The organism is Ideonella sp. (assembly GCF_041287625.1).
GTDB lineage: Bacteria > Pseudomonadota > Gammaproteobacteria > Burkholderiales > Burkholderiaceae_C > Ideonella.
The window spans coordinates 1-12,923 of sequence record NZ_JBGGNH010000021.1 but is presented as its reverse complement, the minus strand read 5'-3'; the positions used below and the strand labels follow the sequence as shown (position 1 = coordinate 12,923).

Annotated in this window: 13 protein-coding genes and 1 pseudogene; 5 read left to right on the top strand and 9 right to left on the bottom strand. The window is 66.3% G+C overall.

Annotated features, from left to right (window positions below):
- Positions 1-63 precede the first annotated feature (63 nt).
- The gene (locus ACAH41_RS08175; RefSeq protein WP_325656007.1) at positions 64-468 is read right to left on the bottom strand and encodes a DoxX family protein; all 405 of its coding nucleotides are present in this window, start codon (positions 466-468) and stop codon (positions 64-66) included.
- Between the two features lie 1,036 nt (positions 469-1,504).
- Between ACAH41_RS08175 and ACAH41_RS08170 the strand changes: the two genes are divergently transcribed.
- Positions 1,505-2,203, top strand: a complete 699-nt coding sequence (locus ACAH41_RS08170) for a hypothetical protein (protein WP_325655874.1) — start codon at positions 1,505-1,507, stop codon at positions 2,201-2,203.
- 335 nt (positions 2,204-2,538) lie between these two features.
- Positions 2,539-3,051, top strand: coding sequence for a VOC family protein (locus ACAH41_RS08165; RefSeq protein WP_325655873.1), 513 nt, complete (start codon positions 2,539-2,541; stop codon positions 3,049-3,051).
- A 39-nt stretch (positions 3,052-3,090) separates the two neighbouring features.
- Here ACAH41_RS08165 and ACAH41_RS08160 read toward each other — a convergent pair whose 3' ends face one another.
- Positions 3,091-4,002: a LysR family transcriptional regulator gene (locus ACAH41_RS08160; protein WP_325655872.1), complete on the bottom strand. Its 912-nt coding sequence runs from the start codon at positions 4,000-4,002 to the stop codon at positions 3,091-3,093.
- 98 nt (positions 4,003-4,100) lie between these two features.
- Here ACAH41_RS08160 and ACAH41_RS08155 point away from each other — a divergent pair, with 98 nt between their 5' ends.
- Positions 4,101-5,144 (top strand): NAD-dependent epimerase/dehydratase family protein, encoded by a 1,044-nt coding sequence (locus tag ACAH41_RS08155; RefSeq protein WP_325655871.1) that lies wholly within the window; start codon positions 4,101-4,103, stop codon positions 5,142-5,144.
- Here the strand turns inward: ACAH41_RS08155 and ACAH41_RS08150 are convergent.
- Positions 5,128-6,606 carry a DUF3466 family protein gene (locus ACAH41_RS08150; protein ID WP_325655870.1) on the bottom strand — a complete coding sequence of 493 codons (1,479 nt, stop codon included), beginning with the start codon at positions 6,604-6,606 and terminating at the stop codon, positions 5,128-5,130. The genes ACAH41_RS08155 and ACAH41_RS08150 overlap by 17 nt on opposite strands.
- Positions 6,607-6,780: 174 nt before the next feature.
- Between ACAH41_RS08150 and ACAH41_RS08145 the strand changes: the two genes are divergently transcribed.
- Positions 6,781-8,010: a hypothetical protein gene (locus tag ACAH41_RS08145; protein ID WP_325655869.1), complete on the top strand. Its 1,230-nt coding sequence runs from the start codon at positions 6,781-6,783 to the stop codon at positions 8,008-8,010.
- Between the two features lie 27 nt (positions 8,011-8,037).
- On the opposite strand, the gene ACAH41_RS08140 is transcribed toward ACAH41_RS08145, so the two are convergent.
- Together ACAH41_RS08140 and ACAH41_RS08135 are read right to left on the bottom strand one after the other, a co-directional pair.
- Positions 8,038-9,387: an MFS transporter gene (locus ACAH41_RS08140; protein WP_325655868.1), complete on the bottom strand. Its 1,350-nt coding sequence runs from the start codon at positions 9,385-9,387 to the stop codon at positions 8,038-8,040.
- A gap of 102 nt (positions 9,388-9,489) precedes the next feature.
- A pseudogene (locus ACAH41_RS08135) lies at positions 9,490-9,672 on the bottom strand (anthranilate 1,2-dioxygenase); the annotation flags it as partial.
- Between the two features lie 302 nt (positions 9,673-9,974).
- On the opposite strand from ACAH41_RS08135, the gene ACAH41_RS08130 reads away from it, so the two are divergent.
- Positions 9,975-10,325 (top strand): GFA family protein, encoded by a 351-nt coding sequence (locus ACAH41_RS08130; protein WP_325655866.1) that lies wholly within the window; start codon positions 9,975-9,977, stop codon positions 10,323-10,325.
- Between the two features lie 17 nt (positions 10,326-10,342).
- On the opposite strand, the gene ACAH41_RS08125 is transcribed toward ACAH41_RS08130, so the two are convergent.
- The 4 genes from ACAH41_RS08125 to ACAH41_RS08110 all read right to left on the bottom strand — a co-directional run.
- Positions 10,343-10,873, bottom strand: a complete 531-nt coding sequence (locus ACAH41_RS08125) for an RDD family protein (protein WP_325655865.1) — start codon at positions 10,871-10,873, stop codon at positions 10,343-10,345.
- Between the two features lie 58 nt (positions 10,874-10,931).
- Positions 10,932-11,969, bottom strand: coding sequence for a zinc-dependent alcohol dehydrogenase (locus ACAH41_RS08120; protein ID WP_325655864.1), 1,038 nt, complete (start codon positions 11,967-11,969; stop codon positions 10,932-10,934).
- A 99-nt stretch (positions 11,970-12,068) separates the two neighbouring features.
- Positions 12,069-12,665, bottom strand: a complete 597-nt coding sequence (locus ACAH41_RS08115; protein ID WP_325655863.1) for a hypothetical protein — start codon at positions 12,663-12,665, stop codon at positions 12,069-12,071.
- Between the two features lie 68 nt (positions 12,666-12,733).
- Positions 12,734-12,923: hypothetical protein (locus tag ACAH41_RS08110; protein WP_325655862.1), on the bottom strand; the 190-nt coding region annotated here is incomplete at its 5' end.

The window sequence follows — 12,923 nt, the reverse complement described above, 5'->3', positions numbered from 1 at the left end:
GCTCTTTGGCAAACCGTGGTCCCGTCCCGGTTGCCAAGCTGCCTGCACGCTGCGCCCTGGTCGTCAGTTCCAGCGTGCATGCGGCCCGGCCAGGCTGAAGCGGCCAGCGCCCAGCAGCAAGATGGCCACCGAACCGAACAGGTAGAACACCTGCAACTCCACCGCCCAGCCGCCGGTGGGCGCCAGCGTGAACAACTGCGCCATGTGCACCAGCGCAAACGCCGCCAGCATGTTCGCCACCATCAGCAGCGCGCCCACCCGCGTGTACATGCCCATGATCACCAACACAGGCCCCAGCACTTCCCCGAGGTAAGCGCCATAGGCCAGCGCCGGCGGCAAGCCGTGCTGCGTCAACATCGCCATCACCTGGCCCGGCCCGTCGACCACCTTGCCGATGCCATGGAACAGCATCAACACCGCCACCGTCAGCCGCAACACCAGCTTGCCGGCATCGGTGGAGGCCAGCATTGCCGGCGTCGCGACCGGGCGAACGTCGTCGGGCGGGATCGAGAGGGGTGCCTGGCGGGACGCGGAAGAGGGCAGGGATGAGGTGGGCATGGCGAGGCTCCAGAAGAGAGGCGGCAAGGTCACAGGCGCAGGGCATTCGGTGTGCCGCGCGTACGGCTCTGGCCCTACACGCGCTTTTCCCGCCGACGCCAAACCTGCCCCGAGGGCTTTACTCGACCCCGCCCGTGACCATAATGGCCCGAAGCACCCGGGGCGTCCGCTCTTCCTTGGCGCATCACTCACCGCCACACAAGGCTACGGACGGCGCAATGGTTCAGTTCAACACGGTTTATCTGCCTCGCTCAGCCGGCTCTCGCTCGCCATCGGCCGTGGCTCGGCGGATAAACGCTATTCATTAGGCGTCACAGACCAAACTGGCGGAACGACGCCACCCGATTCATCCGCTACCAACTCCCCACAGATCGAAGGACCGCGTTCATGCTCAAGCTCAATGCAGAACAGGCGCTGACCCTCACGTACCGCGTTATCGTTGTCGCGGCGCTGATCACAAACATATGGCTCCTCCGATCCATTGACCGTCACCAATACACCGGGCCGTCATATGAGGAGTCGCAGCAAGGAAGCCAAGTCAACTCCCGACTGGAGGAGATCGAAAAAAAATCTCGCTCATCGAACGCAACACACGAAGGTAGGTTGGAGTGCACATGACAAGTTCAGGCAAACCCTTTGATGCACAGGAAGAACTGCGGATAGGAGGCCGAGCCTCTGGTCTACGAATCCTCCTGGATGCAGCCACGAACGGGAACAGCAAGGTGGCTACCAAGTTGGCAGAGCGGGCGCTCTCGAGAGTCGAGGCTCAGGTTGCAAGAGAGCAAGGCTCTCCTCAGTGCCCGGAAGCCTGGTTAACGGGAATGCACGACATAGAGCTGGCACTTCGCCAAACAATCGATTTGCTCACCGGTCGGGCCCCGGAGTAACGCTCTTGCTGAAGGCCCGCCAGTGACGCCTACTATCGAGAGGGCAGACGTAGGCATCAATGAGCAACCATTCCAATGAAGCCAAGCAGGCCTACAGCGTGGAACATCGCTATGTTTCGATTGCACTTCTTCGTCGAGGCTATGGGGTTTTGCGCAAGGCGCCGGGCCTCGAAAACTTGCAGCATGCCAAGGAGGCTCTTCAATCGAATCCGGGGCCGTCAAGCCTTCAGCTGCATGAGATCTTCTTGAGCATCGATGCAACCATCGATGCGTTTTGCATTTGTACGGCTGTCGAATGCGCGATCAAAGCATTCCTCGTAGACCAAAAGTTGGTTGTCCATTCGATCTCCAAAGCAAATGATCTAAAATTGAAGACGTTGAAGCAGCGGCAAAAGACCAGACCCGTTACGCAGTTCGAGCTTCTGTCAGCCGGAGGTTTCCCGACGACAGCGACCGAACGAATAATTGACCTCGTTGATGTGCAGACGATTTCACTGTCAACGATGCTTGGAAGTCGCGATTACTACGAGATGGCGGGTCTGAGTGATGGTCTGGCGGAACTTCTCAAAAAGACTTCTGACAGAAGAAACATTGAAACTCACTACTTCTCAGTATGGCTGGATCAAGCGCTTTCGGAAATTATTGATACGTACTCGAAGGTTCAGGAATACTTTGACTCGTGTGTAGTTGGAAAGCACAACGAACTTGTTGAACAATCCGGATACCCGGCTTCTTGGAAGATTGCTCAAGCAAGTTAATGGTGATGTTGAATTTCAGGGTGCTATTGAGGGGTTGATGACTGACCCTTTACAGGGACTTCCCGTTGAGTCAACACAAAGTTGATTCCATGGCTTGCCTTTCTTCTTCAAAGCTCGTTTTTAGTGAGGCCTTGCTGCAGGCCTGAACGACATCAAGTCCGCGGTCGAGTCGGCCGGCGCGAGGCCCGAGCGGCCCGCTTGAAAGCGCTTGCTCATCGCGCTTGAACAAGACAAGCTGCGAACTTGCCTTTGCTGGCCCTCGCGCCGCTCCCGAGCCCGACCGGGTGCTTTGGTGGGCTGAACCAGCGGTGGGTCAACACGGGAGATTTCTTCAAATGCGTGAGAGACGATTGGCGGTTGCATTGGCGTGCGCGGGGTTGCTGGCAGCGATGCCGGCGTGGGCCGGCGCGGAAGCCGCCGCGGCAGATGCAGGCAATGCTTCAGGCAGCCCGGCAGGGGAGAAGCCGATGAGCAGGGTCACGGGCATCGGCGGCGTTTTCCTGAAGGCCAAGGATCCGGCGACGCTGCGGGCTTGGTACAAGACTCACCTTGGCATCGACGTTCAGGTGTGGGGCGGTGCCAAGTTTCGGTGGGTGGACAGCGCGGGGAAATCAACGCCCGGCAGCACCGCCTGGTTCATCGGCGACGGCAAGAGTTTCGCGCCGAGCACGTCGTCGTTCATGGTCAATTACCGCGTGGCCGACCTGCCGGGGCTGCTGGCAGCGCTTCGGGCGGAAGGGTGCGAAGTGCTGGAGAAAACCGAGGAATCGGAATACGGCAAATTCGGCTGGGTGATGGACCCGGAGGGCAACAAGGTGGAGCTTTGGCAACCGCCGGAAGGCAAGTGAATTGAACCGCTGAGCTCCCTCTTGGGAGTCAGGGCCGCCTCAAGCGCTGCCCGCCGCAGCCACATGCTGCTGCAACCCCTCCGCCAGCCCATCAAACACGACCCGGCACGCTGCGCTGTGGCGCAGGTCCTCGTGCATCGTGATCCAGGTGTCCAGTTGCAGTGAGAACTCGCTCGCCAGCAGCCGTTGCAGTGGCGGCTCGCTGCGCTGGGCCAGGGCGACCTGGCAGAAGCCGATGCCGGCGGCGGCGCGGATCAGTGCGAGTTGCGCCAGGTCGCTGTCGCTGCGCAGGGTGAACATCTCGCGCTGTACGCCCAGACGCTGGGCCACGGCGCGCAGGTAAGGCGTCAGCTCGTCGAAGCCGATGAACGCGTGGCCGGCCATGTCTTGCAGTGAGCGTGGCGTGCCGTGGGCGGCGAGGTAGGCGGGGTGGGCGAACAGGCCGAGTTCGATCTGGCCGATCTGGCGGGCGACAAGCTGGTTTTGCGTCGGCCGCACCATGCGCACCGCGATGTCGGCCTCGCGCTGCAGCAGGTCCTGCACGCGGTTGCTGAGCTGCAGCTCGATGGTGATGCCGGGCTGCTGATCGCGCAGCGCCTTGACGATGGGCGGCAGCACCTCCACGCCGACCACCTCGCTGGCGGTGATGCGCACGGTGCCGTTCAGACCTTTCGCCGCGTCGCCCTGGCTGGTGGCGAGCCGCGCCAGCGCGGCGGCGCTGCTGGCCATCGCTTCGGCATGGCCGCGCAGCGCAAGGGCGGCGTCGGTCGGCAGCAGGCCCAGCTGTGAGCGGGTGAACAGCAGCACGCCGAGCTGCTGTTCCAGCGTGGCGATGTGGCGGCCCACGGTCGGCTGCGTGAGCCCCAGTTCGCGGGCTGCGCCGGACAGCGAGCCCTGCTGCAGCACGCCCAGCAGCGAGCGATAGAGTTCCCAGCCAATGGATTGAGCCATACGGAAATGTATAGCTGCTGGCTTGTATTCGGCAATTCCCAATCAGTGGCTCGCTGACCAGAATCCATCCCATCAACCCGATTCCCAAGGAGCATGAGATGGACAAGCGGCAACAACAGCAGATGAGTTCGAAGACGGCGCTGGTGCTGGGCGCCAGTGGTGGCGTGGGCGGCGAAGTGGCTCGGCAGCTGAGGGACGCCGGCTGGACGGTGAGGGCGCTTCAGCGCGGCCTGGAACAGCCGCAGCTCCAACGCGACGGTACGACTTGGCTGCGCGGTGACGCGATGAATGCGGCGGACGTGCTCTCCGCGGCGCAAGGCTGCGGCGTGATCGTGCACGCGGTCAACCCGCCTGGCTACCTGCGCTGGGCCGAGCTGGTGCTGCCGATGCTGGACAACACCATCGCCGCGGCCAAGGCGGTAGGCGCGACCATCGCGCTGCCTGGCACGGTCTACAACTTCGGGCCGGACGCGCTGGCCCAGCCGCTGATCGGCGAAGACGCGCCGCAGCGGCCGGTGACGCGCAAGGGTGCGATCCGCGTGGAGATGGAGCGCCGGCTGCAGCAAGCCAGCGGCGAGGGAGCGCGGGTGTTGATCCTGCGTGCGGGGGACTTTTTTGGCCCGCGCGCTGGCAACAACTGGTTTGCGCAAGGCATGGTCAAGCCGGGCAAGCCGGTGAGCAGCGTGGCGCTGCCTTCAGCGCCTGGCGTGGGCCACCAGTGGGCCTACCTGCCTGACCTGGCGCGCGCGATGGTGGCCGTGCTGGCCCGCCGCGCCGAGTTGCCCGCCTTCGCCCGCTTCCACTTCGAAGGCCACTGGGACAAGGACGGAAAGCAACTGGGTCAGGCGGTGCAACGCGTGGTCTCCCGGCGCAGCGGTGGTGCGGCGCCCAAGCTCGCCGCGCTGCCGTGGTGGCTCATGAAGCTGGCATCGCCTTTCGTGCCCACGCTGCGCGAGATGCAGGAGATGCGCTACCTGTGGCGCCAGCCGGTCCGCATGGACGGACGCCGGCTGGCGGCCTTCCTCGGCGAGGTCCCGCACACGCCGCTGGACCAGGCGGTGGCGGTGACGCTGGAAGGACTGGGCTGCCTTGCGGCGCCTGCCCAGCCGGTGACCACCGCGGCGGTCAGTCCGTCTTGCTGATCTGCATCGAATACAGGCGCGGGTACGAGTAGCTCACGTCGTAGCCAGGCGGCTGGAAGAAGCCGATGCCGGTGATCCAGCCGGTGTCGCTGATCGAGTAGGCGCTGAAGAGTTGCCAGCCGCTGTTGGGCGGCAGCAGCTTGTTGAGGTCCACGGCGGTGCCGTTGGGCTTCCAGACCACGGCGTGCACGGCCAGCGCGGTCGGGTCGGACGCATCGCCCGAGGCGGTGCCGACGGCGTTGGCCGTGCCGACCACATAGCCCTTGTTGTTCATGCTGAAGGCGTAGCTGTACGAGCCGCCATCCGCCGCCTGGGACAGCAGGCCCAGCACTTCGGGCTCGGTGCTGCCGGCGGCCCAGCGGATGGCGCGCTGCCCGAGGTTGGTGCCCGAGTCGCTGAACGACGTGCCGACGCCGCTCACGACGCCCTTGTTGTTGATGGCCAGCGCGTAGGTCCAGCCCATGCCGTCGCTGCCGTGCCCCAGGCCCTTGAGCTCGGTGGGCGTGGTGGCGCCGGCCGGCCACAGCACGGCCGCGTCGCCCATCGAAGCGCCGCTGTCCGAGAACTTGGCCGACGAGCCCACCGAGACGCCAGCGCCGTTGATGGCCGCGGCCGAGCTGTTGTGGCTGGCGCGAAGCGGCTTGGGCAGCGACTGCAGCGCCGTGGCTGCCGTGCTGCCCGCCAGCCAGCGGGCGGCGACGGTGCCCAGGTTCTGGCCCTTGGCGTTGAACAGATTGCCCTTGCCGACCACGTCGCCTGCGGCGTTCACCGCCACGCCCCAGCTGGCGGTGCCGGTGGCGCTGCCCAGGGTGACGTTGTCGAGCACCTTGCCCTTGGCGGTCGGGTTGGCCCAGCGGATCACGCGCGACGCGCCGTTGGCCGCGACTTCGCCGCCAAAGCCGATGATGACGCCGGACGACGACATGTTCGACGTGCCCATGTAGCCGACGCCGCTGGCATCGGTGAACCCCTTGGGGACGGCCAGCATCCGGGGCTCGCCCGAGCCGGGCGCGTAGTACACGGCGCGGCCACCGAGGTCCATGGTGCCGTCGCTTGAGTACAGCTCGCTGGTGCCGGCCACTTCGTTGTTGGCATTGGTGGCCTGGGCGGACGAGGAGCCGGAGCCCTTCGGGATCCAGCCATCCACCGAATTGACGCCCAAGGTGCCCAGCACGTAGGTCTGCGCAGGCGTGATCACCATGCCGCGGTAGCCCAGGAAGGCCGTGCCGGTCGACAGCTGCGCTGCGCCCACGCCGGCTGCTGCGCCGGAGGCGGTGCCGCCACCCGAGGCGTTGGGCAGCGTGTACGACATCGACGGGTACATGTAGCCGGTGGCCGTGTAGTTGCCGGGCGAGGTCTCGATCAGGTCATAGCCCAGGCCCGGGTACAAGGTGCCGGTCAGGCCGGCCAGCGCGGGCAGCGCGGAGGTGCCCAGTGCAAGCGCCGCCAACAACGGGCGCAAGGGCAGGAGACAGGTTTGTGCGGTCACTTCTAAGGCCTCAGGCAAAGGTGGGTGGGAAGGATGGAACGCAGCCTAAGGCATTTCCGAAATCGCTACAAGGGTTCTGTGAAGGTATTCTGAAAATACCCTTGCGGTCACTTCGGGGTGTGGGTCTTTCGCGCTATGCTTGACAGCATGAGAACCGAGACACAGGCGGCCGGCGTTGAAGTGGCGCTGCGCCGCAGGGCAGAAGAAACGGGCGATCGGCTGCGCGCCGCGGTCGACGGTTTGTTGACCGACCTGGGCGGGCGCGGCATCCGCGACCAGCGCGGCATGCAGGAGGCGCTGAACCTCAGCCAGTCTGCTGTCAGCCGCCTGGTGCTGTCGGCCCGCAGCGGCGATTCACTGGCTTCGCTGAGCAACAGCCCGGGGCTGGAGGCGCTGAAACAGGTCGCCAAGGGCGCGGCCAAGTCCGGCGTGGACAAGGCCTGCCTGGCGCAGGTCAACCTGGCGATTGCCGAGCTGGAGCATTTCCTGGCCGCCGAGGTGGGCGACCGCAACACGCTGGAAGCGGTGTTGTGCGACTGGGTGCAGGAGTCTCGCGGCAGCTTCGAGCTGCGCCACAAGGCGGCGGCCTTCAAGTCCATGAGCGCGCTGCGCGGCGTGCGGGCCGACGTGATCGTCAACGCCGCCATCGTGCATCCTTCGGCCGATCCGTGCGTCTACGACTGCGTTGGCGTCGACGCGATGCTGGGCTGTCGCCGCCTGCGCCCCAGCGGGTTGTTGCGGCTGTTCGGCTCGCACCTGGCGCCTCCCGGGGCCAGCTACCAGGTGACCTCGCTGGCGGGTGGCGCCATTGGCTCGCTGCGCGACGAGATGGTGCCGGGTTTCAGCACCGTGGCGGCCGCGCAGGCCGAGAGCGTGGCGCACGGCCAGTACCTCGAAACGACGGTGCGCGACCTGCCGCTGGGCATGGGGGACTTCCCAGGCCAGGACCTGGTCAGCGCGCGCCTGTACCGCGGCGTGCAGCGGGCCGTGCGTGGCGAAGGTCCTCCGACCTCAGGCGTGGGCGGGCAGGCCGAGCCGCCGGCCGAGGTCTACGTGGTGGACGCGCTGCTGCACGACGACGTGTGGCCGGATGCCAAGCCGGAGCTGCGCATCTACGACACGGTGGTGCGAGGCATCACCCATCCGGACAACCCGATGCGCCAGGGCGATCGGCTGGACATGCTGGAGAGCGTGCAGTTCCTCGGCCGCGGCGCGCATGCCTTGCGCATGGCCGAGTTCGCGCGCTACCCGGAGCTGGTCGCCACCGTCTGCGAGCAGGCCGGCTGGGATGCCTCGCGCCTGCGGGTGTTCCGCTGCCGGGTGCGCTACCCGATCTATGGCTCGCAGATCGGGCTGGCCTTCCCGCTGGCGGGTTGAAAGGCTGAAGCCAGCGCTGCGGGCTTTTCAGGCGCTCTGCACCATCGTCAGGTCAATGCCGCGGGTCTCGCGGGTCAATGCCAGCGCGGCCAGCGTCACCGCGCCATTGGCCACCAGGTACAGGCCCACGCCCCACAGGCCGTAGGTCTGGTTCAGGCTCACCGCCACCAGCGTGGGCACCGAGGCGCCGACGATGGCGCCGAAGTTGTAGGCCAGCGAGGCGCCCGAGTAGCGCACCTCGGTCGGGAACAGCTCGGGCAGCAGCGCGGCCATCGGCCCGAAGGTGAAGCCCATCAGGCCCAGGCCGACGATGATGAACAGCAGCACCGTGCCGGCCGTCGCGCCGCCGAGGAAGCCGGGCATGCTCAGGCCGAAGGCCATGATGGCCAGCGTCACGCCCATCAGCCAGCTGCGCCGGCCGATGCGGTCGGCCAGCACGCCGCCGATGCTGGTGCAAACGCCAAACACGATGGCGCCAATCAGCAGGATGCCGGTGAAGGTATTGGCCGGAATGCCCAGCCCGGTGGCGTGGCCCGCCGGCGAGGTGCCCAACGGGCTTTTCGAGTAGATCTGCACGAAGGCCGTCATGAGGTAGAACAGCACGTAGGTCGTCGTCATGATCAGCGTGCCCTGCAGCACCTGCAGGCCGTGCCTGCGCAGCACCGCGGTGACCGGCGCGTTCAGCTTCTTGCCGGCTTTCTCGGCCTCGCGGAAGACCTGGCTTTCATGCAGCGTGAGCCGCACGTACAGGCCCACGCCCACCAGCACGATGGACAGCAGGAACGGGATGCGCCAGCCCCAGGCGACCATGGCCTCGGCACCAAGGAAATGGCTGACCAGGAAGAACACGCCGTTGGCCGCGAACAGCCCGATGGGCGCCCCCAGTTGCGGGAAGCTGCCGAACAGGCCGCGCTTGCCCGCCGGCGCGTTTTCCGTCGCCACCAGTGCCGCACCGCCCCATTCACCGCCCAGGCCAATGCCCTGGCCAATGCGGAACACGCACAGCAGGAGGGGCGCCCACAGGCCGATGCTGTCGTAGCTCGGCAGCAGGCCGATGGCCACGGTGGACAGGCCCATGGTCAGCAGCGAAGCCACGAGGGTGCGCTTGCGGCCGATCTTGTCGCCGAAGTGGCCGAACAGCGCCGAGCCCACCGGCCGCGCCACGAAGGCCAGCGCCATCGTGGACAGCGACAGCAGCAGCGCGGCCGAAGGGTCTGCCTTCGGAAAGAACTGGCTGTTGAAGACCAGCACCGCCGCGGTGGCGTAGATGTAGTAATCGTAGAACTCGATCGCGGTGCCGATCAGCGAGGCCATCGCCACCTGGCGGGGCGAGTTGCGCAGCACGGCGGCCGGCCGTGTTGGTGCAGAGGAAGACATGAGGACCTTTCGCGGGGAGCCGGCGATTGTCCCCGGAGTCCGCACCGGGGCACAGCGGGTTCACCGCAAGGCCGCGGCGTCGGCAATGGGCCGGCCCTGTCTTCAGATCGGCGTGGCCAGCAGCGTCAGCCCCCGCGAGGTGTCGTAGATCACCCTGCGCTGGGCATGGCGCCAGCCGGCCAGCGTGCGCACGATGCGGTCCAGGTAGCGGCCGGCCTGGACGACGAAGGATTCGCCGTTGGTGCGGGTCTGGATCACGACATGCGAAGGCTCGGCCGTCACCGTCTGCGCACCCGTGAGCGCATTTCGCGCTTGACTGCGGCTTCACCCACCTCGGCCGCTTTGCCCAGGCCTACCACGCGAAGTTCGGCGAGTCGCCTTCGCAGACCTTGCGCAGCGCCGGCCTGGCGCCACCTCGCATGAGGGACAGGCCATTCCCTCCCAACCGAGAGAGCCGGCCTTGGCGGCATGCACCTCCAATGGACCTGGGCCGCATCGCGCCCGTTCAAACAGGAGCAGGCATGGAACAGCTGGTGGGTGGTTGCCTTTGCGGCGCGGTGAGGTATCGGTCTGCCGCAGCGCCGGTGATGACCTTGCTCTGTCAGTGCGAGCAGTGCCAACGGCAGTCCGGCAGCTCGTTTTCGGTCAACGTGGGCTTTGCCAAAGGCTCGCTCGAATACCTTGGCGAGCTGCCCGGCACGTTCGAGCACAAGGGCGGCAGCGGCCGCACGGTGCACCGCCACTTCTGCCGCAAGTGCGGCTCGCCGATCATGACCGAGCTGGACGTCACGCCGGACCTCGATTGGATCAAGTCCGGCACGCTGGACGACACCTCGTGGCTGATGCCAGCGCTCAGCATCTGGGGCCACGACGGGCAGCCGTGGCTGACGCTGCCCGAAGCGGTGCCGCAATTCGACAAGAACCCGCCGGCAGCCTGACGAGGCCGGCCGAGGTGCTAGCCGAACTTGACCTGCCTGGACGCGTCGACCCGCTTAGTGCGCACCACCACCGTGCCGGCCAGCTTGTCGTGCCAGCCTTGCTTGCGAGGATCCCAGGCGACCCACAGGAAACCCAGACCAAGCGGCAACAGCGAAAGGTAGTAGCCCAGGTAGCGCACGATGGACTGGCCGGTGCCGATCGGCTCGCCCGTCTTGGCGTTGACGACCCGCGCGCCGACGACGATCTTGCCCGGCGTGGCCTGGCGCAGGATCCAGAAAGCGATGGTGGCCGCGGCCGGGCCCACATAGGAGATCAACAGGTCCGCCGGCCCGGCGATGATGCCTTCCTTGCCACCGGTGTAATACGCGAAGCCGTAGGCGGCGATCAGCAAGGGCGTGGTGACCAGCAGGATCAGCACTGTGTCGATCACAGAGGCCCAGGCCCGGATCCAGAAGCCGGCGTATTCGAGGTTCTGCGGGTTGGAGGCGTCGGGTGCGATGTCTTCGACGGCAGCCGAAGGCGCGGCGTAGGGGTTGGGGGCAGTCATGCGGCGGATTCTGCGGCATGACCCCCGCCCGCTTCATTGCTGGCCACGCCGCATGGCTTCACGCGCCGATTTCGTCCCCAATGCGCATCACCACGCGCCCTTCGATCTCGCCGCGCTTCATGCGGCCCAGCACGGTGTTGATGTGGTCCAGGCTGTCTTCGGTGAAGGTGGTGTGCACGAGACCGTCGCCCGCGAAGGCCAGCGCCTCCTGCAGGTCCTTGCGCGTGCCGACGATGGAGCCACGCACGGTCTTGGCGTTCAGCACCACGTCGAAGATGGGCAGCGCGAAGTCGCCTGGCGGCAGGCCGACCAGCGACATCGTGCCGCGCTTGTGCAACATGCCCAGCGCCTGCGCGAACGCACTGCGCGAAACAGCGGTGACCAGCACGCCATGCGCGCCGCGCAAGGCCCGCTGCACCTCCAGCACGGGATCCTGCGTGAGCGCATTGATCGTCATCTCTGCGCCGAGATGCCTGGCCAGCGCCAGCTTGGCGTCGTCCACATCCACTGCAATCACATGAAAGCCCATGGCCCGCGCGTACTGCACCGCCAGGTGGCCCAGCCCGCCAACGCCTGAGATGGCGATCCAGTCGCCCGGCTTGCAGTCCAGCACCTTCAGTCCCTTGTAGACCGTGACGCCAGCACACAGCACCGGGGCGATTTCCGAGAAGCCGATGTTGGCCGGCAGCTGCCCGACATAGTTCGGGTCGGCAAGCACGTACTCGGCATATCCGCCGTTGACGGTGTAGCCGGTCATCTGCTGCTCGTCGCACAGGGTTTCCCAGCCGGTGATGCAGTGCTCGCAATGGCCGCAGGCGGTGTGCAGCCAGGGCACGCCCACGCGGTCGCCTTCCTTGATGCCCTTGACGCCCGCGCCCAGCGCTGCGACATAGCCCACGCCTTCGTGGCCGGGAATGAACGGCAGGCTGGGCTTGACTGGCCAGTCGCCCTCGGCGGCGTGCAGGTCGGTGTGGCAGACGCCCGAGGCGACCACCTTCACCAGCACCTGCCCGGCCGTCACCTCGGGCACAGGCACTTCCTCGATCTGCAGCGGCTGGCCGAAGCTGTGCACGACAGCGGCTTTCATGGTCTTCATGGGGTTCTCCGGTAGGCTTGCCGCCATGATCCGGGCAGGCGGCCGCCTCAGGCTTGATCCCGCGCAAGGCCCGCGCAAGCCTGCTTGATGGCGGGCAGCTCAGCCGCCGGCCGAAGCCATCGAAGGCAGTTTCAACAGCCGCTGGATCTCGCCGTTGCACAGCACGTTGTTGCGTGCGTACTCTTCGGGGCTGTCGAACTCGGCCTGCGCGCGCGCCAGCGTGGCCAGCGCCTGCCTGGCATTCGCCAGCACGGTGGCAGAGGCGGCGCGTTCGGGCCACGGGTAGTGCAGCTGGCGGAACTGGGCGGCGATGTCGCGCCAGATGCGCACATGCGTGTGCTCATGGTTGAGCACACGCTCGTAGCTGCAGCTGTCTTTCGGGAATTCGCTGGCAATGCGCAGCACCGGATTGACAAAACCCAGCCGCACGACGATGCCGGCGCAGCTGGTCTGCGGCGTCACGCTGAGCTGGGTCTGGACCATCACATGGCCCAGCTGAACACCTTTGCCGCCGGCCTTTTTCTTGCCTTCGTTGCCCAGCGAAGTGATCTGGGCCGAGGGTTTGGCGTGGTCCAGCTCGGGCGAAGGAAACCAGTCGGCAGCGTAGCGCACAGGCTCGCTGCACGGCGGCAGGTCCGCGGCCCTCGCAAGGGCGGCCGGCAGGGCCAGGAGAACAGCGAGAAAGGCGGCGCGCATGGGATCAGGGGGGCTGATCCACGCTTATCGGCCGTTGCCGGCCAGACCTGAGCGCCGCCTTCCTGGCTTCAGCCCTTGCCGCGCGAGTTGATGATCGCGTCGGCCACGTTGCGCGGGGCTTCGCTGTAGTGCTTGAACTCCATCGTGTACGTGGCGCGGCCTTGCGACATCGAGCGCAGCGTGGTCGAGTAGCCGAACATTTCCGACAGCGGGACTTCGGCCTTGATGACCTTGCCGCCACCGACCATGTCGTCCATG